Annotated in this window: 25 protein-coding genes and 1 tRNA gene; 12 read left to right on the top strand and 14 right to left on the bottom strand. The window is 66.4% G+C overall.

Annotated elements, in window-relative coordinates; all coding sequences use genetic code 11:
- Positions 1-21 precede the first annotated feature (21 nt).
- Genes CBM2586_RS02615 through CBM2586_RS02605 form a run of 3 tightly spaced genes read left to right on the top strand, consistent with a single transcriptional unit; the run spans position 22 to position 2200 of the window.
- A complete protein-coding gene (locus CBM2586_RS02615; protein WP_012351840.1) occupies positions 22-462 on the top strand; it encodes a YybH family protein in 441 nt (146 codons plus the stop codon).
- Between the two features lie 41 nt (positions 463-503).
- Positions 504-1586 carry a YheT family hydrolase gene (locus CBM2586_RS02610; protein ID WP_115686747.1) on the top strand — a complete coding sequence of 361 codons (1083 nt, stop codon included), beginning with the start codon at positions 504-506 and terminating at the stop codon, positions 1584-1586.
- Between the two features lie 38 nt (positions 1587-1624).
- Positions 1625-2200, top strand: a complete 576-nt coding sequence (locus CBM2586_RS02605; protein ID WP_115686746.1) for a DUF2946 family protein — start codon at positions 1625-1627, stop codon at positions 2198-2200.
- 22 nt (positions 2201-2222) lie between these two features.
- On the opposite strand, the gene CBM2586_RS02600 is transcribed toward CBM2586_RS02605, so the two are convergent.
- On the bottom strand, positions 2223-4019 hold the full coding sequence (locus tag CBM2586_RS02600; RefSeq protein ID WP_115686745.1) for a beta-barrel assembly-enhancing protease: 1797 nt from the start codon (positions 4017-4019) through the stop codon (positions 2223-2225).
- Positions 4020-4119: 100 nt separating this feature from the next.
- On the opposite strand from CBM2586_RS02600, the gene moaC reads away from it, so the two are divergent.
- The 3 genes from moaC (at position 4120) to CBM2586_RS02585 (ending at position 5804) form a co-directional block, all read left to right on the top strand.
- Positions 4120-4599, top strand: coding sequence for a cyclic pyranopterin monophosphate synthase MoaC (gene moaC, locus CBM2586_RS02595; protein WP_115688604.1), 480 nt, complete (start codon positions 4120-4122; stop codon positions 4597-4599).
- 234 nt (positions 4600-4833) lie between these two features.
- Positions 4834-5268, top strand: a complete 435-nt coding sequence (locus CBM2586_RS02590; RefSeq protein ID WP_115662966.1) for a hypothetical protein — start codon at positions 4834-4836, stop codon at positions 5266-5268.
- Between the two features lie 14 nt (positions 5269-5282).
- Positions 5283-5804 carry a hypothetical protein gene (locus CBM2586_RS02585; protein WP_115686744.1) on the top strand — a complete coding sequence of 174 codons (522 nt, stop codon included), beginning with the start codon at positions 5283-5285 and terminating at the stop codon, positions 5802-5804.
- A gap of 1 nt (position 5805) precedes the next feature.
- On the opposite strand, the gene CBM2586_RS02580 is transcribed toward CBM2586_RS02585, so the two are convergent.
- From CBM2586_RS02580 to recA, 9 genes are all read right to left on the bottom strand, one after another.
- Complete coding sequence (locus CBM2586_RS02580; RefSeq protein ID WP_115686743.1) at positions 5806-7614, bottom strand: PglL family O-oligosaccharyltransferase; 1809 nt, start codon at positions 7612-7614, stop codon at positions 5806-5808.
- Positions 7615-7733: 119 nt separating this feature from the next.
- Positions 7734-9557 carry a PglL family O-oligosaccharyltransferase gene (locus CBM2586_RS02575; RefSeq protein ID WP_172587050.1) on the bottom strand — a complete coding sequence of 608 codons (1824 nt, stop codon included), beginning with the start codon at positions 9555-9557 and terminating at the stop codon, positions 7734-7736.
- Between the two features lie 59 nt (positions 9558-9616).
- The gene (locus CBM2586_RS02570) at positions 9617-10075 is read right to left on the bottom strand and encodes a pilin (RefSeq protein WP_115688602.1); all 459 of its coding nucleotides are present in this window, start codon (positions 10073-10075) and stop codon (positions 9617-9619) included.
- A gap of 316 nt (positions 10076-10391) precedes the next feature.
- The gene (locus tag CBM2586_RS02565; protein WP_111518471.1) at positions 10392-11087 is read right to left on the bottom strand and encodes a TerC family protein; all 696 of its coding nucleotides are present in this window, start codon (positions 11085-11087) and stop codon (positions 10392-10394) included.
- A gap of 250 nt (positions 11088-11337) precedes the next feature.
- Entirely contained in the window at positions 11338-12219 is an 882-nt protein-coding gene (gene sucD / locus CBM2586_RS02560; protein WP_115662970.1) for a succinate--CoA ligase subunit alpha, read from the bottom strand.
- Between the two features lie 88 nt (positions 12220-12307).
- Positions 12308-13474, bottom strand: a complete 1167-nt coding sequence (sucC, locus tag CBM2586_RS02555; RefSeq protein WP_115686741.1) for an ADP-forming succinate--CoA ligase subunit beta — start codon at positions 13472-13474, stop codon at positions 12308-12310.
- 89 nt (positions 13475-13563) lie between these two features.
- The gene (locus tag CBM2586_RS02550) at positions 13564-14271 is read right to left on the bottom strand and encodes a DUF2889 domain-containing protein (protein WP_115662972.1); all 708 of its coding nucleotides are present in this window, start codon (positions 14269-14271) and stop codon (positions 13564-13566) included.
- A gap of 332 nt (positions 14272-14603) precedes the next feature.
- Positions 14604-15071, bottom strand: coding sequence for a recombination regulator RecX (gene recX / locus CBM2586_RS02545; RefSeq protein WP_112773721.1), 468 nt, complete (start codon positions 15069-15071; stop codon positions 14604-14606).
- Positions 15072-15181: 110 nt separating this feature from the next.
- The gene (gene recA, locus CBM2586_RS02540) at positions 15182-16246 is read right to left on the bottom strand and encodes a recombinase RecA (protein ID WP_115686740.1); all 1065 of its coding nucleotides are present in this window, start codon (positions 16244-16246) and stop codon (positions 15182-15184) included.
- A gap of 235 nt (positions 16247-16481) precedes the next feature.
- On the opposite strand from recA, the gene CBM2586_RS02535 reads away from it, so the two are divergent.
- From CBM2586_RS02535 to CBM2586_RS02515, 5 genes are all read left to right on the top strand, one after another.
- Positions 16482-17171 carry a response regulator gene (locus CBM2586_RS02535; protein ID WP_012351826.1) on the top strand — a complete coding sequence of 230 codons (690 nt, stop codon included), beginning with the start codon at positions 16482-16484 and terminating at the stop codon, positions 17169-17171.
- Between the two features lie 48 nt (positions 17172-17219).
- Positions 17220-18767 carry a sensor histidine kinase gene (locus tag CBM2586_RS02530; protein WP_115686739.1) on the top strand — a complete coding sequence of 516 codons (1548 nt, stop codon included), beginning with the start codon at positions 17220-17222 and terminating at the stop codon, positions 18765-18767.
- Complete coding sequence (locus tag CBM2586_RS02525) at positions 18764-19096, top strand: DUF4212 domain-containing protein (protein WP_115686738.1); 333 nt, start codon at positions 18764-18766, stop codon at positions 19094-19096. The genes CBM2586_RS02530 and CBM2586_RS02525 overlap by 4 nt, the downstream gene beginning before the upstream one ends.
- Positions 19097-19341: 245 nt before the next feature.
- Positions 19342-21039, top strand: a complete 1698-nt coding sequence (locus CBM2586_RS02520; RefSeq protein ID WP_115662976.1) for an MFS transporter — start codon at positions 19342-19344, stop codon at positions 21037-21039.
- A gap of 132 nt (positions 21040-21171) precedes the next feature.
- A tRNA-Met gene (locus CBM2586_RS02515) sits at positions 21172-21248 on the top strand.
- A 118-nt stretch (positions 21249-21366) separates the two neighbouring features.
- Here the strand turns inward: CBM2586_RS02515 and CBM2586_RS02510 are convergent.
- The 4 genes from CBM2586_RS02510 to CBM2586_RS02495 form a co-directional block, all read right to left on the bottom strand.
- A complete protein-coding gene (locus CBM2586_RS02510) occupies positions 21367-21954 on the bottom strand; it encodes a YcbK family protein (protein WP_115662977.1) in 588 nt (195 codons plus the stop codon).
- 32 nt (positions 21955-21986) lie between these two features.
- Entirely contained in the window at positions 21987-23576 is a 1590-nt protein-coding gene (locus CBM2586_RS02505) for a L,D-transpeptidase family protein (protein ID WP_115662978.1), read from the bottom strand.
- A gap of 91 nt (positions 23577-23667) precedes the next feature.
- Positions 23668-24294 (bottom strand): response regulator transcription factor, encoded by a 627-nt coding sequence (locus CBM2586_RS02500; RefSeq protein WP_115662979.1) that lies wholly within the window; start codon positions 24292-24294, stop codon positions 23668-23670.
- 176 nt (positions 24295-24470) lie between these two features.
- The gene (locus CBM2586_RS02495) at positions 24471-25538 is read right to left on the bottom strand and encodes a CaiB/BaiF CoA transferase family protein (protein WP_115686737.1); all 1068 of its coding nucleotides are present in this window, start codon (positions 25536-25538) and stop codon (positions 24471-24473) included.
- Between the two features lie 351 nt (positions 25539-25889).
- Here CBM2586_RS02495 and CBM2586_RS02490 point away from each other — a divergent pair, with 351 nt between their 5' ends.
- Entirely contained in the window at positions 25890-26330 is a 441-nt protein-coding gene (locus CBM2586_RS02490; RefSeq protein ID WP_115662981.1) for a universal stress protein, read from the top strand.

Genomic DNA, 26330 nt, shown 5'->3' with positions numbered 1-26330 from the left:
CTTGCCACGTCCATTGCCACCATGCCTCGCTTTGCCCGCCTGTTCGATTCCGCCGAAGACATCGTCGACGCTTTCCGCGAAGCGCTGAAGCTGCGCGACGCCGAGGGCGCGCTGCGCCTGTGGCTGGACGAAGACTCGATCACCTGCGTGCTGCCCGACGGGCAGCGCCTGATCGGCCACGAGCAGCTGCGCCAGGCATTCTCGCAACTGCTGGAAGAACAGCCGGTGCTGGTCGACGCGATCGAAACCAGCAGCCATGCCTCGATGGCCGTGTCGATCTTCGACGTGACCGAGGCCTTGCGCTTCGGCAGCGACCGCGTCGAGGCCGACCTGTACGTGCACACCACCTACGTGCTGATGCAGAACCACGAAGGCTGGCGCCTGGCCCATATCCACTGCAGTCCGGCCAACGCGGTGCAGGTGGCCGCCGTGGCCGCCACGCCGGGCCAGGCACTGCACTGAACCCGCGGCCGCGCAGCGGCCGCCGCTACCACATCGCCGGCATGACGCAGCTTCCGCACCACCGCCTGCCGCAGGCCGTCCAGGACGCTGGCGCCGCCCCGGCGCATGGCTACGGCGCCGACACGCGGATGCCGTGGTGGCTGCGCGGCGGCCATGCGCAAACCATCATTCCCGCGCGCTTCTCGCGCCGCCCGCCGCGCGTCGGCTTTCGCCGCGAACGCTGGGCCACGCCCGACCAGGACTTCATCGACCTCGACTGGACCACCCACCCGGTGCAGGCGGACACGCCGCTGGTGGTGATGTTCCACGGACTCGAGGGCGACTCCGGCAGCCACTACGCGCAGGCGCTGATGCATGCGCTGTCGCTGCGCGGCTGGCAGGGCGTGATCCCGCATTTCCGCGGCTGCTCCGGCGAACTCAATCTGGCGCCCCGCTTCTACCACTCGGGCGATTCGGCCGAGATCCGCTGGGTGCTCGAACGCATGCGCCAGCACCACTGCGCCGGCGGGCGCAAGCTGCTGGTGGTGGGGATCTCGCTGGGCGGCAACGCCTTGCTGCGCATGCTGGGCGAAGACGGCAGCGCAGCCGGCCACGTGCATGCGGCCGCGGCGATTTCCGCGCCGCTGGACCTTGCCGCCGGCGGCGCCGCGCTGTCGGTCGGCTTCAACCTGGTCTACACGCGCATGTTCCTGCAGACGCTCAAGCGCAAGTCGCTGGCCAAGCTCGAGCAGTTCCCGGGCCTGTTCGACCGCGACACCATGCTGGCCAGCCGCGACCTGTACGACTTCGACAACGTCGTCACCGCGCCGCTGCACGGCTTTGCCGATACCGACGACTACTGGCGCCGCGCCGCCAGCAAACCCGTGCTGCGCGACATCGCCGCGCCCACGCTGGTGCTCAACGCGCGCAACGATCCCTTCCTGCCGGGCCAGCACCTGCCCGGACCTGCCGACGTCAGTCCGCAGGTCTGGCTGGAACAGCCCGCGCATGGCGGCCACGTCGGCTTCATGACTCCGCCCGGGGACTGGCGCCGGCACCTGCCGCTGCAGGCCGACGGGCGCTTCAGCGGCCATATCGAATGGCTGCCGGGACGGATCCTGCAATTTTTCGACAGCATGATGTAAGGCGGGCACCGGTCCGAGCGCCCGCCGGGGAGACAGAGATGGACGACATCGTCAGGCAGGCCATGGCACGCTGGCCCAACGTGCCCAATGCCTATGGCTGGCTCACGCTGGACCGCCGCGGGCAGTGGCGGCTGCGCAATGAATATGCGCAGCAGCACGGGCTCTCGGGCGACCCCATCCGCCATGAGGCGCTGATCGGCTTTATCGAGCGCAACTACCAGTGCGACGAGCGCGGCTGCTGGTATTTCCAGAACGGGCCGCAGCGCGTCTTCGTGACGCTGGGCTATGCGCCGTGGATCGTGCGGCTGCACGCCGGCGCGTTGCATACCACCACGCAGCGGGCCTTGACGCCGCAGGCCTGCTACGCCGACGAGCATGGCAACGTGGTGCTGGCGGGTAGCGTCGATGGCGTCGATGGCGTGCAGGCAGCCCTGCTGCACGACCACGACCTGGAACAGTTCAGCGGCGCCAGCACCTGGCATGGCGACGCCTGTGGCGCCGACCTCGGTGTATTCCATCACGATGGCCGCGATCTGGCGATCGAGCCGATCGCCGAGGACGAGGTGCCCAAGCGCTTCGGCTTCGTGCGCCAGCCTGCGGCGCCGGCCGGCTGACCGGTCCGACCGAGCGCCCGCGTCAGTTCGGCATGCCCTTGTTGTCCTGCTTGTCTTCGCGGTACTGGCGCTCAAGCTGGTGCAGGCGCGCATCGACCTCGGACAGCGTGTAGAAATCGCCGTCGCCGGCCTTGCGCGCGATCTGCAGCTGTTCGATGGCGGCCTGGTAGGCGCCATCCATCGCATACTTCTCGGCCAGCGCCTGGTGTTGCTGCAGCCGTTTGCCCTGGCCGGCGTAGGCGCGCGCCAGCATCTCCCACCATTCGCTGCGGCCGGTCTCCTGGCGCGTGCGCTCGCGCAGGAAGCGCACGGCTTCGTCATGGCGGCCGGAGCCGATCAGGGTCTCGGCATAAACCACCGCCACCGCGTGCGACAGCGGAAAGGCCTTCATCGAAGCGCTGGCCTGCGACAGCGCCTCGGGCACGCGGCCCTGCACGCGCGCCAGTTCCACCGCCATCACGTCGAGCATCGGGCTGCCCGACGTGGCGCCGGGGATATTGCCGTACAGGCGGCGCGCTTCGGCCAGTTCCTGTTCGGCGGCCGGATAGCGGCGCAGGCGCTGCTCGACCAACGCCAGCGCGTAGTGCACCGCCGGCGCGCGCAGCGCGGATGCGCCGGCCAGTTGCGTGCGCAGCGCCGCGCGCAGGTTCTGCAGGTCGCTCGGCGACGCTTCCTGGATCACGCGGGCGCGCATGCGCGCGAACTCGTACTCGGGCGTGTTGGGCACCTTGCGCTGGCTGGCATGGCTGACGCGGTCCTGCATGTCGGCGATGCGCTCGGAGGTCAGCGGGTGGGTGCGCACATAGGACGGCACCGAATTCTCGGCGGTGCCCGCAGCGCGCTGCAGCCGCATGAAGAAATCGGGCATGCCCTGCGGATCGAAGCCCGCGGCGGTCAGGATCTGGAAGCCGACCCGGTCGGCCTCGCGCTCCGCGCCGCGCGAGAACGACAGCTGGTTGGCGATGGCGGCGCCCTGCCCGCCCATGGCCAGCGCCGCCGCCGCATCCGGGCTGCGCGTCGCGGCCAGCCCCGCCAGCACCATCGACGCCAGCGCAATCCACATCGACTGGTCTTGCTGGGTGATGCCGCGCGCGATATGCCGCTGCATCACGTGGCCGATTTCGTGGCCCAGCACCGAGGCCAGTTCGGATTCGGTATCAGACTGCACCAGCAGCCCGGTGTGCACGCCGATATAGCCGCCCGGCAGCGCAAACGCGTTGATGCTGCGGTCGCGCACCGCGAACAGGTCGAAGCCGGTGGCAAAGGTGCCCGCGCCGGTCGAGCCGGAGATGCTCTGGCGCCGCGCCGCCTGCACCAGCCGGTAGCCGAGCGCGTTCAGGTAATCGGACAGCAGCGGATCCGTCACGTACAGCGGATCGCGCCGAATATCGCGCATGATGCGGTCGCCCAGGCGTTTTTCCATGTCGGGCGACAGCGACGCGGTCGACGGGTCGCCGAGGTCCGGCAGCTGCACGCCGCCCGCCTCCACCACCGCGTTGTTGGTGCGCAGGCCGAACTCGGACTTCTGGCCCGCCTTCACGCTGCGGTTCAGGTTGTCGTAGACCTGGTCGGCGGCTTCGCCCGAGGTGGCGGGCGCCGGCGCGCGGGGCGCCGCGACCGGTGCCGCTGGCGCCGCCGCCGCGCGCGGCGTACCCTGTGGCCACGCCGGTGCCGCGAACGTCAGCGCCAGCAGCGCCGCCAGCGGCCGCCGCCAGGGCGCCCAGGCGCCATGATGTGACGCGGAACCGGCAGGCACGGCATCCGCCACGGCGCCACGGCCATAGGCGGCAGACCTGCGAAGCGATGGGTGTTTTGGCATGTTGCTATGATAGCGGCCTCCCGTGGCCGTTCCCATCGGACGCGTCTGCCGGAGGCTCCGCGGTGGCTCCATGCACGCCGTTCGCCCCAAGCTCTCGATCATGACTCAGCTCACCCATTTCGACACCGCCGGACAAGCCCACATGGTCGACGTCGGCGACAAGGCCAGCACCCATCGCGTCGCGGTGGCCACCGGCACCATCACCATGCAGCCCGCCACCTTCGCGCTGGTGCGCGACGGTAGCGCCAGGAAGGGCGACGTGATCGGCATCGCCCGCGTGGCGGCGATCATGGCCACCAAGCGCACCGCCGACCTGATCCCGCTGTGCCACCCGATCGGCCTGACCAAGGTGGCGGTAGAGTTCGCGCTGGACGAGGGCACCGCCACCGTCGCCTGCACCGTGCGCACCGAGACCCGCGGCCAGACCGGCGTGGAGATGGAGGCACTGACCGGCGTGCAGGTGGCGCTGCTGACGATCTACGACATGTGCAAGGCGGTCGACCGCGGCATGGTAATCGGCAATGTGAAGCTGCTGGAGAAGCATGGCGGGAAGTCGGGGGACTGGGTCGCGGCGGGTTGATCGCTAGGCTTGCGACACGGCGTACGTGACGCTGCCGGTACGCCGGACCAGGGCGGACGTTGCCTCGTCTTGCGCCATGTTCCTTCCCTGGTAATAAAGATCACGCCGCATTTCCACCCGCGCCGTCCCCGGCATCCGCGCGCGACAATTTGGTATTCAATATGATTGCGGGCCGGCAGGGATCGCGGCCGGCTGACCCCTGTCCGCGGCGCGCGCGGGGATGAGGTGGATACCATGAACGGGCGCATGCTCTGCCAGATCGCCCTGGCACTCGCGGCCACGGCCGCAAGCGGCGCCGCCCTTGCCGGGCGGGCCGGTCTCCACGATGCCGCCTGGCATGGCGGCGACCTGCGCGACGGCATGGTGAAGACGCGCACCAGCGTGGGCGTCGGCATCTATCTCGGGCCCGGCGCGTTCTACGGTGGCTATCCCTACGGCTACCCCGCTCCGTACTATTACCCGCCGGCCGTGGTCACGGTGCCCGCGGCGCCGCCGCAGTACATCGAGCAAGGCCCGAACGGGCCGGTGCCGGCCCCCGGCCCGGACGGCGTCATGCCGCAGCAGGGCTGGTGGTACCACTGCAGCCAGCCGGAAGGCTACTACCCTTACGTCGCATCCTGCCCCGGCGGCTGGCAACGCGTGCCGGCACAGCCACCGCCCGACTCCTGACACGGGGTGACACCATGCATGCCCTGATCCGCGCCACGCTGGCCGTGGCCACCCTCGCCCTCGGCGCCTGCGTCGTGCTGCCATCCGGGCCCAGCGTGATGGCGCTGCCCGGCACCGGCAAGAACTTCGACCAGTTCCGCGCCGACGACTACAACTGCCGGCAGTTCGCCTTCGGCCGTGTCGGCGGGGTGTCTTCGGCCGAGGCGGCCAACAATGCCGCGCTCGGCAGCGCCGTGGTCGGCACCGCGCTGGGCGCCGCCGCCGGCGCGGCCTTCAACGGTGGCTCGGGCGCGGCGGTGGGCGCGGGTGTCGGCCTGCTTACGGGCGCGGCGGTCGGCGCTGGCAATGCGCAATACGCGGGCTACGGCACGCAGCAGCAATACGACGCCGCCTACGTGCAGTGCATGTACGCCAGCGGCAATCGCGTGCCCGTGCCGGGGCACGTGGCCGCGGTCCCGGCGCCGGCGTCGGCGCCGCAGTACTACTATCCGCCGCGCCCGCCGCCGGTCTACTACAGACCATACCCGTACTACTAGGTCAGTCGCGGGCCAGTGCCGCAAGCCGCCGCGAGCGATCGGCCACCCACCCGCAGAATGCCTGCGGACGCGCGTCCGCCTTTACGCCGCGGCACGCCTGCGCGATGGTCGCGTACTGCGCGGCCTCGTCGCCAAGGTAGTACCAGCGCAGGCGCTCCATCCACTGGCGGCCTTGCGCGGCATCGCCGGTCAGCGCCAGCAGCCATGCCGTACGCGCGATCATGGCCGGCGTCGGCAGCAGGTGCACCGCCGCGACGTGCGCGGGCAACAATGACGCGGCATTCTCCGGCGTGATCGCGGCCTGTCCGGCCGCGTCGGCCTGCGCATGCTGGCGGAACCAGAAGCGCGGCATCGGCAGGGCTTCGCGGCCTTCGCTGCTGGCATACTCGCGCGCCTCGGCGCGGCGATAGTCCTGCCACATGGTGCCCAGCACCACCGCCGCCACCGCGACCAACGCCAGCGCCAGCCCCCGCGCCACCGGCAACGGCACGCGCCAGCGCCCGAAGCCCGACGGCTCCAGCCACCCCAGCATGAAGCAGAACGGCAGAAAGAAATACAGGTAATGCAGCGGGTATTCCAGCATCGAATGCGCGCACAGCATCGCCAGCCAGGTCAGCACCAGCACCGTCTGCCTGCGCTCCTCGCCATCGCCATGCCACAAGCGCACCCGCACCACCCGCCACAGCCATGCCAGCAGGATCACGCCGACGCCGACGGTGCCGACGATGCCAGTCTTCGCCAGCAGATCGAGGATCGCGTTGTGGGCGTGCAAGGACATCTCGACCTTCACGCCGACCTGGTCCAGCTGCTGGAACTGCGCCCAGCCGAACTCGCCCCAGCCGACGCCAAACCAAGGATGGGCGCGGAACATGGCGATGGCGTGCGCCCACAGCGCGCCGCGCGCGGAGATCTGGTCTTCGGCTCCGAGCTGGGCGACGGTATCGAACAGGCGCCAGTCAAAGGCCTGCCCTGCCGCCTTGATCGTCGGTTGCAGTATCAGAAGCATCGCCACCATGGCACCCGCAGCGACGACGAGCCCGACCGGGCGCTGCATCGGATCCGCTCCACGACGCTCGCCTCGCGCCAGCCAAGCCGCAATCAACGCGTAGCACGCGGCAAGGCCGACATGCAGTACGCCGGTACGCGAGCCGGACAGCACGATGCCGCTTTCCAGCAAGGCCACCGCGGCCAGCCACATGGGAAAACGCAAATGGCCGCGCGAGGCCAGCCACACTGACGCGACCAGTGCGAGGCCGTGGACCGTCGCTTGATGGTTGGGCTGGTTCAGGTTGCCCCAGAGGCGGCGGTTGGTGTCGTAGAAGTAGGTGGAGACGAGGCCGAAGGAGCGGGGTTCGAGGTGGAAAAGCTGGACCCACTGGGAAAGGACGCCGAGAAGCCCAGCGAGGAGGATCGCGGTGGCGATTGCTGTCGTAAGGCTTTGCGTCCCTTCGTGGTCGCTGCTGTTGCGCAAGTGCCAGGCGGCACACGTGACGGCCGCGCCGAATGCCAGCGTCAGTTGGGTGGCCAGGCGACTCCCGGTGTAGTCAACGGTACCGTTTACGGCCTGGGTCAGGCTAGTCAGGATGAGCCAAAGCGGAACAAGGATTACCCAGGGCACTGTCTTGCCATTGGAAGCACCAGTCTGCTTTGCACGGGCGTATATGCTCAGGGTGAAGAGGCAGAACAATGCAGCACTGACCCATTCGCCGTAAAAGGTGGCGAGTGGGAGGGTGTGCTTGGATACCAGTAATGGAAATACCAACACCAAGGCGACTAGCACTTCCAAAGCTAGCAAACTACCGACTGGCATGTGACAGGTGCCCGTTGAAAGAGCGCATCATATCGCGAAATGAGCCCCGCCTTCGCTCCTCAGCCAAGATCTGGATGTTTCTGCAGAACTAAGGGTAGCCGCGAAATCAGCCGTGCCTCCTACCGCCTGCTATCCCCTCCTCGCATGTTACCGTCCACGCTCAACGCCTGCGAGCCGCCACCTTTGTCCGCATTAGGCTGCCCGTAGAGCTTGAGCAATTCTCCCTTAAATTCGTCGATTTCGCCCTTCTGCTCATTGCACATTCCAATCAGGCGCGCATACTGAGCGTCAAACTGACCATTGGACAAGTTCCTTATACGCTGAACCTGAAGCAATGCCTCGCGGGGTCGATTATCCAGCGCAAGCAAGACAGTGTACCGTCGGATCATATCTGGCGTTGCTGATATGGTTAGCGCATTCTCATGCATCGCCAGCTTTTCAGACAGCAATTCCCGATCCAACTCCATTCCACCTGTTAGGCCATAGCGCGCCCAGTCGGCAAAAATGAAAGCCGGGTTTACAAAGTATCGCAGTACCCCTTTTTGCTCATAGACAACTTCGGCTTTACGATAGTCGTAGTAACCTGTCACAAGACCTGCAGAGACAGCTACCAGCATGGCGACCGCCAACCCGATCGATAAACCTCTGCTCATGCATTGCCAGTACCGCGTTTCCGCCAAACCCATCACAAAGCATACCGGCAACAGGAAGAACGCATGGTTCTGGGGGAACTCAAGCATTGCGTGCACCGCCACGACCGACACCACAGTAACGCAATAAGTACGCTGGAGTGCGAGATCGCCTGCGCGAATTGCCTTGATACTGCACCAATACCAATACAGGCACGGTAGCAAGGTCGCCGCTGCTCCAACGAGCCCCGTCTTTGCAAGAAGATCCAGCACTATGTTGTGGGCGTTGTTGCCCATCTCCACGGGACCGAGACGGTGTGCGATCAAGTACTGCGCTCGAACATACTCACCCCAGCCAACCCCAAACCAGGGATTCTGCCCAAAAACCTCCAATGCGTAGCGCCACAGAGCCAGACGCGGTGATATCTGACCTTGTTCACTCATGCGCTCAGCCGCAGATGTAGCAAGACGAAGATCGAACGTCTGATTCAACCATGCCATAAGCAACATCGCCGCTAACAAAGCAAATAAAGGCAAAGCCCCGAACAGGGCGGCGCGCCACCATTTGATGGGTGAATATCTCTCTTGCACACGCGCCATGATCAGCGCTGCCGCGGCTAATACTGCGGTTTGAATGACAGGGGTACGCGATGCCGTCAGGGCTATGCCGATTGCAAGCGCAATCAACACTACCATTAGTGCAAAGCGGCCGATTTCATATGTTCGACGGAGATAGAGGGCGCCGGCGATGGCTAAAGCGATGACACTGCCGAGATGATTCGGCTGATAGAGATTGGCAAAAAGTCTACGCCCACTATCGTAGGGATAGGTCGCAACCCAGGGAGAATAGTGCGCCTCGAGACCAAACGCTTGCGCCCATGCCATGCCACAAGAAATCAAGCCACAGAGCACGCTGCCAACGGCACCTGCACGCAAAAGCCGCTTAGTCCTGTTGGGGTCGCAACCAAGCCACAATCCTGCGTGGATGGAAAGTATGGCGCACAAGCAAAAGAAAATGGCAAGGAACGACGGTACCGGACGCGAAACACGCATCACGGCTAACTGGACTAATAGCGCGAGAATGAGGCCTATCGGAGCCGACGCAACCATGGCAATTGGCAGCTGACCACGCTGACTCGTACGCATCAACAACGCCACGCCGACCAGGAAAGTTGAAGTGGCAATTGCAAAGAATTCCGAATAGAAGGTCGGAATGGGAAAAGTATGAGGGACGACCAGAAATGGTGCCGACCAGAATATGAATGTCAGCAAGAGCGCTGACCACAAAGTGCTTTTGTTAAGCGCCGCTCTCATTGCCCCGTCTCCATAAAAAAAAGGCATCCGAAGATGCCCCCTCTTGGACTTGAAACGGCTTAGACGCCAGTTTGCGATTTAGTACAACCACCGCCGTTGGTCGCCGCCCACGTCACTGCATTAGATGTAAGCGTCGGAGTCAGGGTCACTGTGCAGGTCGTACCGAGTTGGGCTTGCGCTGTCATCACGATAGCCGCAGTAGTTCCAGTAATCGATATCGACGCATTGGCTGGAATTGGCAGGGCGTTATATCCGACTTCGTTGTTCAGCCTCGTCAGCGTATCACATGCGGCCAAGCCACCTGCATTGGTCTGAGTGCATTGCGCGATGGCTAGCTTCAGCGGTGCCACCTGCGAATACACATCCGACCACCGACTCCGCGTCACATAGTCCTGATACTGCGGAATTGCAATCGCCGCCAAGATACCAATGATCGCCACCACGATCATCAGTTCGATCAGCGTAAAGCCCTTCTGGACGCGGCGGCCCAGCTTCTTCAGTTTTTGTACCCGTTGCATGATTTGACCCCTCGAAGAGATTTTGGTTAAGCGTTGCACGTCTTCGGTTTCGTGACGCGGGGACGATTGAGCAGCAAGTGTGCCAGCGGCATCCCCCATCCGTAGGGGGTGAAAAGCGACAAATTTCGTCACTCCTCGGGGTGATGCTCGCCATTTGGGCCAAAAATTGTCACCCGGGACCGCTACCACAGGCAAGCACGACAAAAAGTGCGATCACTCACATGAGTTAGTTCGCACGGGCACCGACACGCGCGGCGCAGCCCCAATGAAAAAGGGCGGCCAGCTGGCCGCCCCTTCCTGCATGCGCTTAGTGGCGTCAGGCCGTCTGTGCCGAGCGGCGGCTCAGCAGCTTGCCGATGATCACCACCAGGATCGCGCCGGCGGCGCCGAAGACCAGGTGGGCGTGCGGGACGTGGACTTCGAACCAGGCGGCGTCGACCGGGTCGCTGACCAGCATCTCGCCGGCGAGGTAGCCGAGCAGCGCGGCGCCCAGCACGATGATGACCGGGAAGCGCTCCATCACCTTGAGCAGCAGCGTGCTGCCGAACACGATCAGCGGGATCGACAGGCCGAGGCCGACGATCAGCAGCAGCAGCTGGCTGCCTTCGGGGCCCTTTTGCGCGGCGGCGGCCACGGCGACCACGTTGTCCAGCGACATCACCAGGTCGGCGATCAGGATGGTGCGGATCGCGGCCCAGATATTGTCCTTGGCGTCATGGCCGTCTTCGTCGTCCTCGCCGGTCAGCAGCTGCACGCCGATGTAGACCAGCAGCACGGCACCGATGATCTTCAGGTACGGCAGGCTCAGCAGCTTGACCGCGGCCACGGTCAGCACCACGCGCATGATGATGGCGGCGGCGCTGCCCCAGAAGATGGCTTTCTTCTGCTGGGCCGGCGGCAGATTGCGCGAGGCGAGCGCGATCACCACCGCGTTGTCGCCGGACAGGACGATATTGGTCAGGATGATCGATCCCAACGCAATCCAGAAAGTGGTGGAAGACAGCAGTTCCACGGGGAGGCTCCTCGAGTTCTATTAGTGGCGGTTCTATGCGATGGCGCGCCCCGTCATCTGACGGGTTTTCGGATGTCTGAAAGCGCAGACATGACTGTTTAACGCACGAACCTTTCGATTAGATTTCAATCTCGTAATCTTCAGGGAATTCATGGCGTCAACTTCACTCCGCCTAAAAGAAAATGCCCCCGCTGCAGGCGGAGGCATCACATTTTGTCATTCCCGCCACAGCGGGAACGGCAGGCAGGACTTACAGCATCGCCTTCAGCAGGCGGCCCATTTCCGACGGGTTCTTGGTCACCTTGATACCGCAGGCTTCCATGATTTCCAGCTTGGCCTGGGCGGTGTCGGCACCGCCCGAGATCAGCGCGCCGGCGTGGCCCATGCGCTTGCCCGGAGGCGCGGTCACGCCAGCGATGAAGCCAACCACCGGCTTCTTCATGTTGTCCTTGATCCAGTGGGCGGCGTTGGCCTCGTCCGGACCGCCGATCTCGCCGATCATGACCACGGCGTCCGTTTCCGGATCGTCGTTGAACATCTTCATCACGTCGATGTGCTTAAGGCCATTGATGGGGTCGCCACCGATGCCGACGGCCGACGACTGGCCCAGGCCCAGCGCGGTCAGCTGGCCCACGGCTTCATAGGTCAGCGTGCCCGAGCGCGACACCACGCCGATGCGGCCCTTGCGGTGGATGTGGCCCGGCATGATGCCGATCTTAATTTCGTCCGGCGTGATCAGGCCCGGGCAGTTCGGCCCCAGCAGCAGGGTCTTCTTATTTTCGCGGCGCATGCGGTCCTTGACTTCCATCATGTCGCGCACGGGGATGCCTTCGGTGATGCAGACCACCAGGTCGAGGTCGGCGTCAACGGCTTCCCAGATCGCGGCGGCGGCGCCCGCGGGCGGCACGTAGATCACCGACACGGTCGCGCCGGTCTGCGCCTTGGCGTCCTTGACGCTGGCGTAGATGGGAATGCCTTCGAAGTCTTCGCCGGCCTTCTTCGGGTTCACGCCCGCGACGAAGGCGTTCTTGCCGTTGGCGTAGTCGCGGCAGCCACGGGTGTGGAACTGGCCGGTCTTGCCGGTGATGCCCTGGGTAATGACTTTGGTGTCTTTGTTGATCAGAATCGACATGCTTTCGTCCTTTGCTTGACTCGGGCAGCGCGGGCAAAGGCCACGCGCGCTGCCGAAGTTCGCTTGTATTGGGTAACGGCGCCTCGGCTTACTTGCCGGCGGCGGCAGCCACGACCTTCTGGGCGGCTTCTTCCATCGTGTCGGCCGAGATGATCGGCAGGCCCGAGTCAGCCAGCATCTTGCGGCCCAGCTCTTCGTTGGTGCCCTTCATGCGCACGACCAGCGGCACGTTCAGCGACACGGCCTTCGAGGCCGAGATCACGCCTTCGGCGATCACGTCGCAACGCATGATGCCGCCGAAGATGTTGACCAGGATGGCCTGCACGTTCTTGTTGCTCAGCATCAGCTTGAAGGCTTCGGTCACCTTCTCGGTGGTGGCACCGCCGCCCACGTCGAGGAAGTTGGCCGGCTCGCCGCCGAACAGCTTGATGGTGTCCATGGTGGCCATGGCCAGGCCGGCGCCGTTCACCAGGCAGCCGATGTTGCCGTCCAGCGAGATGTAGGCCAGGTCGAACTTCGAGGCTTCGATTTCGTTGGCGTCTTCTTCATCCAGGTCGCGGTAGGCGACGATTTCCGGGTGACGGAACAGCGCGTTCGAGTCGAAGTTGAACTTGGCGTCAAGCGCGATCACCTTGCCGTCGCCGGTCAGGATCAGCGGGTTGATTTCGGCCAGCGAAGCGTCGGTGTCGTAGAACGCCTTGTACAGGCCTTGCAGCGCCTGGCGGGCTTGCGCCACGCTCGCGTCGGGCACGCCGATCTTGCGGGCGATGTCGTCGGCGTCGGCGTCGGTCAGGCCGGTCGACGGCTCGATGATCAGGGTGTGGATCTTTTCCGGGGTGTGGGCAGCGACTTCTTCGATGTCCATGCCGCCTTCGCTCGACGCCATCAGGGCGATCTTCTGCGAGACGCGGTCCACCACCAGCGAAACGTACAGTTCCTTCTTGATGTCGGCGCCTTCTTCGATCAGCAGGCGGTTGACCTTCTTGCCTTCCGGACCGGTCTGGTGCGTGACCAGCTGCATGCCCAGGATGTTCGAGGCGTATTGCTTGACCTCGTCCATGCTCTTGGCAACCTTGACGCCGCCGCCCTTGCCGCGGCCACCCGCGTGGATCTGCGCCTTGACAACCCACACCGGGCCGCCGAGCTGTTCTGCGGCCTTCAGGGCCTCGTCAACCGAGAACGCGGGGATGCCGCGCGGAACCGGCACATTGTATTTGCGCAGGATTTCCTTGCCTTGATACTCATGGATATTCATGCGTGTTTCCTTTCGGGTAGGCGTAAAAGGTAGAAGGGAAGAATCTGAAAGAAGACGAACTCTCTCGTCAGGCTGGCCGATCCTGAGAATCAGCCGGAGGTGCCGGTCGGCCGGTCGGCCGGGACAGCGTCGTTGCCGTCGATTGCGTGACCACCGCGGTCGCCATTGGCCGCGGGCTGCTGCGCCTGAGGCGCGGTTGCGACGGCAGGCGCGGCCTCGGCCCGTACCTTGGGCGTCGGCTGGTGACCATACCAGCGCGGGTAAAACTGACGCACCACCTCGCCGTCGAAACGCAGGGCGTGGCAGCCGTTCAACTGATAGGGCGGCTCCGGATTCGGATCGTCCTCGCCGTTGTCGCGGATACTGATGACCTCGCCGGCAAAGGCCTGGATCGCGGTGCTCGGCAGCACCCCGGCGGCTTCGGTCAGGTGCGAGCAGCCGTGCATGCCGCCCAGGCGCTCGCGCACCGCCTTGCGAAAGCCCTTGCGCAGGTTCAGCCCGATCAGCTTGCGGTAAGCCTCGCCGATCGTGTCGCAGTGGGACGGGTAAGGCACCCAGTCCGAGCAGGCCTCGGCATCCAGCACCGTCATGCCCTCGTCGATCGTGATGCGCAGCCACAGGTCGTGCAGCGGCTGGCCCTGCGGCCGGATGCGGTCGCCGGCCAGTTCGATGTCGCGGGGCTTGGTGTCGGTCAGGCGCACCTCGATGTCCCACAGGCCGTCTTCCCTCTGGTACGCCTCGGCCGCGATGGCGCGACGGTGACGCAGGGAGCGGTTGACGGGCTGGGACAGAGGCATGGCCAGGCTGGGAATACGGAAGATACGGAGGCGACGGAGAATCCGGGGGGCTGGGGCACCGTGGTGCCACGGCACCGAAATAACCCGGGGAGTTTAACATGCCAGGCCGCGTTGGCCGGGAACATCCTTGTGCGGCAACTGTCGCGCCCCGATTGTCGGCCGACCGTGACGCTGCGGCATGCCGGGCCCGCATTGCCGCAACGCACCAGCTGACACCGGCTTCCCGCGTGCAGATCAGACCGTGCGGCGGCGTTGCCCGATGACGCAACGCAGCGAAATACACATGACGGCAGCGCAGTTAATCCCGCCAGGCCCGGCGGCGCAATGCCGGCTCAGTCCGCGTCGCCGTAGTCCTCGTCCGCGCCCTGGATGATCTTGCCGACCACCGCGCGCGAAAAGCCGCGTGCCACCATGAAGCGGATCTGCTTCGCCCGCGCCTCGGGCGTGTCGGGCGGCGTGCCGAAGCGCTTGCGCCAGACCTCGCGCGCGCGTTCGGCTTCGGTGGCGCGCAGGCGCTCCTGCAGTTCGCCCAGCTGCTCGCTGTCGAGCTTGTGGGTCTTGGCCTCCTGCATCACGCGCGCGGTGCCGTAGCGGGCGCCGCGGCGATGCACCAGGCTGTCGGCGAAGCGCTGGTTCGACAGCCAGTTCTCGCGTTCCAGCGCGTCCAGCAGCTGTTCCAGCTGCTCGGGCGACTCGGCATGCGGCGCCAGCTTGCGCGCCAGCTCGGCGCGGCTGTGCTCGCGGCGCGACAGGTAGCCGACGGCACGGGCCTTCAGCGACAGCGGGGGACGGGTTGCCATGGATGACCGGGATCAGCGGTTGGGAGGACGGGCGCCGGGGGCCAAGCAAAAAGGCCGGGGCATCGGCGATGCCCCGGCCTTCCGGGATGGCGCAGCGGCCGCCGGGGCGGTCAGTCTTCGATCGTTGCCGCCGCGGCTGCGGCCGTGGGGTTCATGGCCACCACGCCGAGCGCCGCGCGCACCTTGTTTTCGATCTCGGCGGCAATGTCGGGGTTCTCGCGCAGGTATTCGCGGGCGTTGTCCTTGCCCTGGCCGATCTTATCGCCGTTGTAGCTGTACCAGGCGCCCGACTTCTCGACGATCTTGGCATCCACGCCCAGGTCGATGATCTCGCCCTGGCGCGAGATGCCCTGGCCGTAGAGGATGTCGAAGAAGGCCTCGCGGAACGGCGGCGATACCTTGTTCTTGACCACCTTGACCTTGGTCTCGTTGCCGATCACGTCGTCGCCCTTCTTGATCGAGCCGATGCGGCGGATGTCCAGGCGCACCGAGGCGTAGAACTTCAGCGCATTGCCGCCGGTGGTGGTTTCGGGCGAGCCGAACATCACGCCGATCTTCATGCGGATCTGGTTGATGAAGATCACCAGGCAGTTGGTGCGCTTGATGGTGCCGGTCAGCTTGCGCAGCGCCTGGCTCATCAGGCGGGCCTGCAGGCCGGGCAGCGAATCGCCCATTTCGCCTTCGATTTCGGCCTTCGGCACCAGCGCCGCGACCGAGTCGATGATGATCAGGTCGATCGAGCCCGAGCGCACCAGCGCGTCGGTGATTTCCAGGGCCTGCTCGCCGGTGTCGGGCTGCGAGATCAGCAGGTCGCCGACATTGACGCCGAGCTTGGAGGCGTAGTTGACGTCCAGCGCGTGCTCCGCATCGATAAAGGCGCAGGTGCCGCCCAGCTTCTGCATTTCGGCCACCACCTGCAGCGTCAGGGTGGTCTTGCCCGACGATTCCGGCCCGTAGATCTCGACCACGCGGCCGCGCGGCAGGCCACCGACGCCAAGCGCGATGTCCAGGCCGAGGGAACCGGTGGAAACCACCTGGATGTCCTTTTCGACCTCGCCATCGCCCAGGCGCATGATCGAGCCCTTGCCGAACTGCTTCTCGATCTGGGAGAGCGCGGCGGCAAGCGCCTTTTGCTTCTCGGCGCTCACGCCGGCACCTGCCTTCTTGTCGTCCATGGTCGTCCTTGAGTCAATGGTGTATAAATAGGCCGCATGTGGCGCGGCACCGGCATTTGCCGGCAGCGGCGCCGGCCCGGCTGTCTGCGCGGCCGCACTCCAGGGGGTCTCCCCGGGCGGCCCTAGCGGAACGTGCGGGTACTGTATAAAAAAACAGTATGCTTGGCAAGCCCCTTCGCGCCCCCGTGCCCGTTGCGCACCGGTGCCGGCTATGCCGGCCAGGGTGGAGACAACCATGCGCATTCTGATCGCCGAAGATGACGACGTGCTGGCCGACGGCCTGACCCGTTCGCTACGCCACTCGGGTTACGCCGTCGACCATGTCGCCAATGGCCTGGAAGCCGATTCGGCGCTGTCGACCCAGACCTTCGACCTGCTGATACTCGACCTGGGCCTGCCGCGCATGTCCGGGCTGGAGGTGCTCAAGCGCCTGCGCGCGCGCGGCGCGATGCTGCCGGTGCTGATCCTGACCGCCGCCGACAGCGTCGACGAGCGCGTCAAGGGCCTGGACCTCGGCGCCGACGACTACATGGCCAAGCCCTTCGCGCTGTCCGAGCTGGAAGCGCGCGTGCGCGCGCTGGTGCGGCGCGGCGCCGGCGGCGGCGCCACGCTGATGCGGCACGGGCCGCTGGCGTACGACCAGGTCGGGCGCATCGCGTATCTCAATGACCAGATGCTGGACCTGTCGGCGCGCGAAATCGGCCTGCTGGAGATCCTGCTCACGCGCAGCGGCCGCCTGGTGTCGAAGGAACAGCTGGTGGACCACCTGTGCGAATGGGGCGAGGAGGTCAGCAACAACGCCATCGAGGTCTATGTGCACCGCCTGCGCAAGAAGATCGAGGTCGGCGGCATCCGCATCGCCACCGTGCGCGGCCTGGGCTACTGCCTGGAAAAATTCCAGCCGGCGGTGGCCGCGCCGCATTGATCCCGTCACCGCAGGCCACGCGACCGACCTGAGCGCAACCTCGCCGACATGAGCCTGCTGCGACTGCCCTGGCGACGCGTGCCGCGCGCCGCGCCCCCTTCCCCTGCCACCCCGGACGCCGCCGACCAGGACCTGGCCGACGCGCTGCCGCACCTGGAGGAAAGCACCGCCCACCCCGCGCCGCGCTCGTTGTTCGGCGAGATCCTGGACTGGATGCTGGCACCGCTGCTGCTGCTCTGGCCGATGAGCATCGCGGTGACCTACCTGGTGGCCAAGTCGATCGCCAACGGCCCCTTCGACCGCGCGCTGGAGGCCAGCGCCATCGTGCTGTCGCAGCAGGTGCGCGAGGTCAACGGCCGCGTCACGCTGCAGCTGCCGCTGTCGGCGCGCGAGATCCTGCGCGCCGACGAGACCGACAACATCTACTACCAGGTGGTCGGCAAGCGCGGCGAGTACATCGCCGGCGACCAGGACCTGCCCTTGCCTGCCGAGGACGACCAGGGCCACGCGGGGCTGGTGTCGCTGCGCGATGACCGCGTGGCCGGCAACGACGTGCGCGTCGCCTATACGTATATCGAGCTGAAGCAGGTCAGCGGCACCCAGCCGGTGCTGGTGCAGGTGGCCGAAACCCTGGACAAGCGCGCGCGGCTGGCCAACGAGATCATCAAGGGCGTGATCCTGCCGCAGTTCGTGATCCTGCCGCTGGCCGTGGTGCTGGTGTGGTTCGGGCTGTCGCGCGGGCTGGCGCCGCTGACCGCGATCCAGCAGCGCATCCGCGCGCGCAACCCGGGCGATACCAGCCCCATTGACGAGCGCGCCGCGCCGCAGGAAATCACGCCGCTGGTGGGCTCGTTCAACGACCTGCTGGCGCGCCTGGACCAGTCGGTGCAGACCCAGAAGCGCTTTATCGCCGATGCCGCGCACCAGATGAAGACGCCACTGGCGGGCCTGCGCATGCAGGCCGAGCTGGCGCAGCGCGAACAGTCGCCCGAGGAACTGCGGCGCTCGCTGGCGCAGATCGCGGGCAGCTCGGAACGCACCGCGCACCTGGTGACGCAGTTGCTGTCACTGGCACGCATGGAAAACCTGGCCGGCACCGGCGGCATGGCCGCGCTGGACCTGGCGGCGCTGGCGCGCGAAGTGGTCAAGGACTGGCTGCCGCAGGCGTGGGCGCGCGACATCGACCTCGGCCTCGATGCCGACGACCATCCGGTGATGGTCCAGGGCAATCGCCTGATGCTGACCGAGATGCTGAACAACCTGCTCGACAACGCCATCCGCTACACCCCGCGCGGCGGCCGCGCCACGGTGCGGGTCAGCGCCGACGCCTTCGAGCCGTTTGCCTACCTCGACGTGGAAGACACCGGCCCGGGCATTGCGCCGTCCGAGCGCGAGCGCGTGATGGAGCGCTTCTACCGCGTGCTCGGCACCAACACCGAAGGCAGCGGCCTGGGCCTGGCGATCGTGCGCGAGATCGTGCAGCAGCACGGCGGCGACGTCCAGATCTCGGACCATGTCTACCAGCAATCGCCACGACTGGCCGGCGCGCACTTCCGCGTGACGCTGCGCCGTCCCAAAGACTTTCCGCCCGCATGAAACCCACCCCCGCCCCCGGCAGCTCGGAAGCACGCCATCGCCTCGCCTGGCATCGCAATCTGCGCTGGATCTGCGGCCTGCTCGGGGTCTGGTTCACGGTCACCTTCGTGGTGGCGTGGTTTGCACGCGACCTGCGCTTCGACTTCTTTGGCTGGCCGTTCTCGTTCTGGGTCGGCGCGCAAGGCGCGCTGGTGGTCTATGTGCTGATGGCCGCGCTCTACGCCTGGCGCATGAACCATGACGATGCCGAGGCGGACCGCGCCGAGGCGCCGCCGGCGGCAATGCCCTCGCAAGGCGCCTCGCGCGGGCCCGGCGCGGATGCTGCATAGCCGCACGCCCGCGACGCCAACAACTGCGCCGCGCGCACGCGCCAAGGGCCCGCAGCGCAGCATCCACAGCCCTGCCCGCGGCTAGCGTATACCCCGACGTATTTGCCGCGGACGCGCCGGAATCTGTCAGAACGCAGTAAGTTTCGCCACCCACAATCCTCTGCAACTCTGGGCATAGCGGCCAGCCGCGCGGCGCTTTCCGCGCGCCACGCCCGCCCGAGATCCATTCCAGACGGAGGAGACAAATGGCAAACGTGCAAAACGTTGCGGTGCCCGGAGGGGGCGCGCAGAACGCACCGATGACTGCCGAAGAGCGCAAGGTGATCTTTGCCTCGTCGCTGGGCACGGTGTTCGAATGGTACGACTTTTACCTGTATGGCTCGCTGGCGGCGATCATCGCCAAGCAGTTCTTTGCCGGCCTGGATCCGACCTCGGCCTTCATCTTCGCGCTGCTAGCCTTTGCCGCCGGCTTTATCGTGCGGCCGTTCGGCGCGCTGGTGTTCGGCCGCCTCGGCGACATGATCGGGCGCAAGTACACCTTCCTGGTGACGATCCTGATCATGGGCGTGTCGACCTTCATCGTCGGCCTGCTGCCGGGCTACGCCACCATCGGCTGGGCCGCCCCGATCATCCTGATCGCGCTGCGCATGCTGCAGGGCCTGGCGCTCGGCGGCGAGTACGGCGGTGCCGCGACCTACGTGGCCGAACACGCTCCGCACGGCAAGCGCGGCGCGTACACCTCGTGGATCCAGACCACCGCCACGCTGGGCCTGTTCCTGTCGCTGATCGTGATCCTGCTGTGCCGCGAGGCGACCGGTCCCAACTTCGAGACCTGGGGCTGGCGCATCCCGTTCCTGGTGTCGATCCTGCTGCTGGGCGTGTCGGTCTACATCCGGCTGTCGATGAACGAATCGCCGGCGTTCCAGCGCATGAAGGCCGAGGGCAAGACCTCCAAGGCACCGCTGACCGAATCGTTCGGCCAGTGGCGCAACCTGAAGATCGTGATCCTGGCACTGCTGGGCCTGACCGCCGGCCAGGCCGTGGTCTGGTACACCGGCCAGTTCTACGCGCTGTTTTTCCTGACCCAGGTGCTCAAGGTCGATGCCAAGACGGCCAACCTGCTGATCGCCGGCGCCCTGGTGATCGGCACGCCGTTCTTCATCTTCTTCGGCGCGCTGTCGGACAAGATCGGCCGCAAGTGGATCATCATGGCGGGCTGCGCGCTGGCCGTGCTGACCTACTTCCCGCTGTTCAAGGCCCTGACCCACTACGCCAACCCGGCGCTGGAGCGCGCCCAGCAAAGCGCCCAGATCGTGGTGACCGCGGACCCGAAGCAGTGCTCGTTCCAGGGCAGCCCGATCGCCCGCGAGATCGACTTCCGCAGTTCGTGCGACATCGTCAAGCGTACCCTGGCGCAGGCCTCGGCCAGCTATGAAGTGGTCGAGGCGCCGGCCGGCACCGTGGCCAGCGTCAAGATCGGCGACAAGGAGATCAAGGCCTTCGATGCCAAGCTGGTGAACGGCCACAGCTTCGACGACGCCAGCAAGCAGCAGATCGCGGCGCTCAAGAAGGAAGTGGGCAGCTCGATGGCCGCGGCCGGTTATCCGACCAAGGCTGACCCGGCGCAGATGAACACGATCATGGTGCTGGTGATCCTGGTGATCCTGGTGATCTACGTCACCATGGTGTACGGTCCGATCGCCGCCATGCTGGTGGAACTGTTCCCGACCCGCATCCGCTACACCTCGATGTCGCTGCCCTACCATATCGGCAACGGCTGGTTCGGCGGGCTGCTGCCCACCATCTCGTTTGCGCTGGTGGCCCAGAACGGCAACATCTACTACGGCCTGTGGTACCCGATCATCATCGCCGCCCTCACCTTCGTGGTCGGCGCACTGTTTATCCGCGAGACCAAGGACGTGAACATCTACGCCAACGACTGAGCGGTCGTGCGGCACTGAGCAAAACGGCAGGCCCGCTGGCCTGCCGTTTTTTATGCACGGAAGCGTCATGCAAAATCTTCACAGCAAGGTGTTGACAGCCGAGAAAGCCCAGGTATAATCTCAGTCTTCGTTGGCGAATTAGCTCAGTCGGTTAGAGCGACGGAATCATAATCCGCAGGTCCGGGGTTCGAGTCCCTGATTCGCCACCATCTATTTAAAAAGCCGCGATCCCGAAAGGGTTCGCGGCTTTTTGCTTTGGTTCTCGGCGACGGATGCTCCCTTCAGGGAGCCAGGGCCATCCATGACGGACGGCCCCGGGGGCAACGCTTACCAGTAGCGCACGCGCCCGGTGTCGATATGCACGAACTGGTCGGTCTCGTAGTAGCCGACGCCACCGCCCTGCAATGACTTGGCGGCATCGCGCACGTCGGCCAGCGACACGCCGGCGAGCCGGATGTCGATGGCCTTGCCGTCCATATGCAGGCTGTGCCTGGCCACCCCGCCCCCGCGCGAATTGCGCAGGCGCGAATTGGTGGCCGGGCTGCGGTAGCCGGAAATGACCTGGAACGGCTTGTCGGTGCCCAGCTCGCGACGGACCTGGAACAGCAGGTCGAACAGCTGCGGATCGATGGCACCGACCGTGCCGGAGTAATGGTCGCGCAGGAAGCCGTTGAGCGTGGTCAGCGCCTCGGGCACGAAACGGTCGCCCACGGCATAGACCAGCGACACGCGCTCGCCGGTGTGGGTGTGGTCGAACGCCAGCGTGCGGGCATCCGGCAGGCCGGCCAGCGCCTGGTTGGCTGGCAGGCTGGCCAGCGCGCGGCGTGGTGCCAGCGGCATGAGGCCGGCGGCAAGCGCCAGGGTTCCGGTGGTATGAAGAAAGCGGCGGCGTGCCTTGCGCGTCGCGTCAGTCATGGTACTTCCTCTGAATATGCATGGAGCGGCGCTCAGCGAATGGCGCCCGAGGCGCTTGCAACAGCGCGCGGCTGGGGACGCCCGTTGCGTTGACGCAGCGCCTTGTCCAGCAATTTGTCGTGACCGTAGATGTCAGGCAGGAAGGATACACGACCATCGGCGCGCGCGATGACCGTGCCGTAAGCCAGCACCACCGGCAACGGCTGCTGCAGGCGCAGTGTGTTCGACTTGCCACGTGCCATCGCTTCGCGGATCCGCGTCTCGTTCCATTCCGGCATATCGTGCAACACGAACTGGGCCAGCGCCACTGGGGCTTCCACGCGGATGCAGCCGTGGCTGAAGTCGCGCCGGTCGCGCTTGAACAGCTGCGGCGACGGCGTGTGGTGCAGATAGATGTTCTCGTTGTTCGGGAACACGAACTTGATGTCGCCCAGCGCGTTGAGGGGGCCGGGCCGCTGGCGGATGCGCAGGCCGCCGTTCAGCACCGCCTCCAGGTTCTCCTCGGACAGCGTAGTCACGGCCTTGCCGTCACCGCCGACGAACTCCAGCCCCTGCCGGTTGAAATAGGCCGGATCGCGGCGCAGCCGCGGCACCGTCTCGCGGCGCGCGATCGACGGCGGGATATTCCAGTACGGGCTGAATTCGATATAGCGCATGTCCTCCTCGAACAGCGGCGTGCGCGTATCGAGCGCCTTGCCGACGATCACCTTCATCTCCAGCTTGATGTCGAGCTTGCCGTCGCGGATTTCATAGGCTCGCAGCATGAATTCCGGCACATTGACCACGATCATGCGCGGGCCGTCCAGCGGGGTCCAGCGCAGGCGCTCCATGGTCAGTTCGATCTGCCGCACGCGCTCGGCGATGGGCAGGTTCAGCTGCGCCAGCGTGGCCGCGCCGATCACGCCATCGCCCTGCAGGCCGTGGCGCGACTGGAACGCCTTGACGCCATCGACCAGCGCGCCCTCGTAGCGTGCCGGCGCCTGGGTGCCGGGCGGCAGGTCGCCCAGCGCCACCAGGCGCGCGCTCAGTGCGGCCGCGCCGCCCCACGGCTGGCCCGGCACCAGCTTGCTGGCCGGCAGCGGCGGCAGCGGCTGTTGCCACACCGGCTGCCGGGCGATGTCGCGGTAACGGGCCAGGGCCTGGCGCAGCGTGCCATACAGCGGGAACGTGGGCGCCGCCTGGCGGATGGCATCGGCCAGGCGATGCTGGGCCACGGCATCGCGCAGCCAGGTGGCGGCATCGAAAGGCCGTTCGGCCGGCGGCGCAAAATTGGCATGGACCGCGCGCGGGTTGATGCGGCCGCCGTGCAGGTCGGACAGCATCCGCTCCATGGCGGCGCTCAGCGCCGCGTCCAGCCGGGCCGCGGCATCGGGCGGCAGCGCCGGGCCGTGGGCGGCCTGGCTCACCGCCTGGCGCAGGGCCTCGGCATCGTAGTCGCTCGGATCGAGGCCATCGGCCGCCACCGCGGCCAGCGCGTCCACCGCCTGGCGCGCCTCCGGCACAGGCCGGCCCTGCACGAACCACATCGGCTCGTTGGCGAAGGCCGGCACGGCCAGCCACGTGGCGCAGGCAACGGCGACGGCGCCGAGGCGGCGTACGGCAGTATTCAGGGGCTGGGGCATCGGGCGGATAGCTCGGATTCGTCACAGATGCCCACAGTCTAACCGCGATGGCGGACCGGCGCGGCATGGCGGCAAACCCGCCGGGTGACGTTCACCACACCAGCTGGTGCCGGCGCGCGTAGTCCACCATCTCGACCAGCGAGCCCACATGCAGCTTGGCCATGATGTTGGCCTTGTGCGTGCTGACGGTCTTGCTGCTGATCAGCAGTTGCGCCGCGATCGACTTGTTGGAATGCCCGCGCGCCAGGTATTGGAGGACGGTGATCTCGCGGTTGCTCAACCGCGGCAGGCCGGCCTGCTGCTGCTCGCCGAGCTGGCGCACGGTCTCCAGCGTCTGCAGTGGAAACACCAGATAGCCGCTCAGCACGCCGCGCACGGCCTGCATCACTTCTTCAACGCCGCGCTGTTTGACCACGAAGCCGTGCGCGCCGGCGCGCAGTGCCCGCACCGGCGCCTGGGCGGTGTCGCTGCCGGACAGGACCAGCAGCGGCACGCCGGGCAGCGTGGCGACCACCCGCCGGACGAAGTCGATGCCGGGATTGCCGAAGCGTTCGACATCGACCAGCACCAGGCCGGGTCGGTGCTCGCGGGCGAGGCGGTATCCCTCCCTGACACCATCCGTTTCCAGGACCTCGTCGGCGTCAAACTCGGCGGCGAGTTCGGCGCATAACAAGGTGCGGAACCTCGAGGGTTCGTCGACGATCAGCGTTGGGGGCAATTCAGGGCTCCTTAACAACTGGCGGGGAATTGGCCAGGGGACTGGCTATGCCAAGGTTAAGGGCCCCGAGGTGCCTTGATGCGCCGAATTCTCACTGCGCGGATGCAGCAGATTCTGCACGAGAGTCAGGCTTTTCCTTCGATGACGCTGCTGGCGTCAAGTGGCTGCGGCGCCGGTCATTCCGTCCCGGCAGGCAGGAAGCGCGGCGCGGGCGCGGAGCGCGGCACCTCGCGCTCGCCCTGCTGATAGAGGCGGTACGTGCCGCGCGCCTGGTTGTGCGGATGGCGCGCCGCCTCGTCCAGTGTCAGCACGCGTGCGAAGCATACGTCGGTGCCGCCCAGCACGGACTCCCAATGCGTGCTCGGCCTGGCGGCAATGGCCGCCGCAATGCGCGCCTTCACCGCTGGCCACTGGGCGCGGTCGTACTGCGCGGCCGGGTCGATGTCGGTCAGCTCCAGGCGCTCGAGCAGTTCGCGGTAGAACTGCGGCTCGAGCGCGCCGAGGGTGATGGCGCGCCCATCCGCGCACGGAAACACGTCATAGAACGGCGAGTCATGGAACGGGCTCGGTTGCGGGCCGCCCAGCGTGCCGGCCGCGCGCGACACCTGCACCAGCGAGCCGAGCATGGCGACGATGTCGGTGATGGCGGCATCGACCACGCAGCCCTCGCCGCTGGCGCGCGCGCTGAGGATGGCGCTGGTGATGCCGAACGCCAGCCCGAGCGCGCCGGTGGCATCGCCCATCACGGTCGGCGGCACCATCGGCAGGCTGCCTTCGCGCGCGGCCATCGACAGCAGGCCGGTCAGCGCGATGTAGTTGAGGTCGTGGCCCGCGCTCTGCGACAGCGGGCCGGTCTGGCCCCAGCCCGTCATGCGGCCGTAGACCAGGCGGGGATTGCGGGCATGGCAGGCCTTGGGACCCAGCCCCAGTCGCTCCATCGCGCCGGGACGCAGGCCCTCGATCAGCGCGTCGGCGCCCGCCACCAGGTCGAGCGCGGCGGCCACGTCCGCGGGCGCCTTCAGGTTCAGTTGCACCACGCGCTTGCCGTGCTCCAGTTCCATCTCGGCCGGCACGGACTGGCCGCGCAGGATGCGCCGCGCGTCGGGCGCCACCGGGCGTGCCACCAGCGTGACTTCGGCGCCCAGGCCGACCAGCATCGCACCGCACAGCGGGCCGGGGCCGATGCCTTCGAATTCCACGACCTTGATACCGCGCAGGGGCTGCAGGTTGCCGCGCTCACTCATGATGGCTGTCTCCGGTTCGCCGCCTGCGCGCGCCGTGGGCGGGAGGCGGCTTGCATTGTCGGTTGGGATCTTCTGCCCCTGGCCGCACGGGCGGGCCGTGCTTGCCGCGGGGGCTCGGGAGCATGCTACGCGCCGCCGTGTTGACGGGGCAATGGCCAAATTCTTCAGCCGGATTGACGGAATTCGTCAGCGGACCGTGCAACCGGTTATCGCACCGTTAAATCGGACAAATCCGATCCGACTTGATCTGCATCGCATCCTGGCACGACACTAGGAGGCATGATGGTTCCAGATGGCGTCGCAGCCACATGGCCGCGGCGCTTCCGACAGCCCCCATCCAGGAGATCCCCCATGACCAATATCGTCCTCGCCACCGACGGCTCGGCCTTCAGCGACGCCGCGGCGCGCTTTATCGCCGAAGGCAAGCTGCTGCAGAACGGCTTCACCGTGCATGTCGTCCATGTCGCGCCCGAAGTCAGCGGCCAGGTGCGTGCCTTCGTCAGCAAGGAAACCATCGACGACTGGCACCGGGAAGCCAGCGACAAGGCGATGGCGGCGGTCTGCGACATCCTCGCCGCGGCCAACGTGCCGTTCGAACGGCACCCGCAGCACGGCTTCGCGCCCGAGCGTATCGTCGCCTACGCGAACTCGGTCGACGCCGCGGCGATCGTGATGGGCACGCATGGGCGCGGCTCGTTCTTCGATGCCGTGATCGGTTCGGTGGCGGGCCGGGTGCTGGCCCAGGCAAATTGCCCGGTGGTCCTGGTCAAGACCCCGGAAAAGAAAGGCTAA

This window comes from Cupriavidus taiwanensis (assembly GCF_900250115.1).
Taxonomy (GTDB): Bacteria; Pseudomonadota; Gammaproteobacteria; order Burkholderiales; family Burkholderiaceae; genus Cupriavidus; species Cupriavidus taiwanensis_B.
The sequence above is the reverse complement of the archived record's forward strand: the minus strand, read 5'-3'. Positions and strand labels throughout refer to the sequence as shown.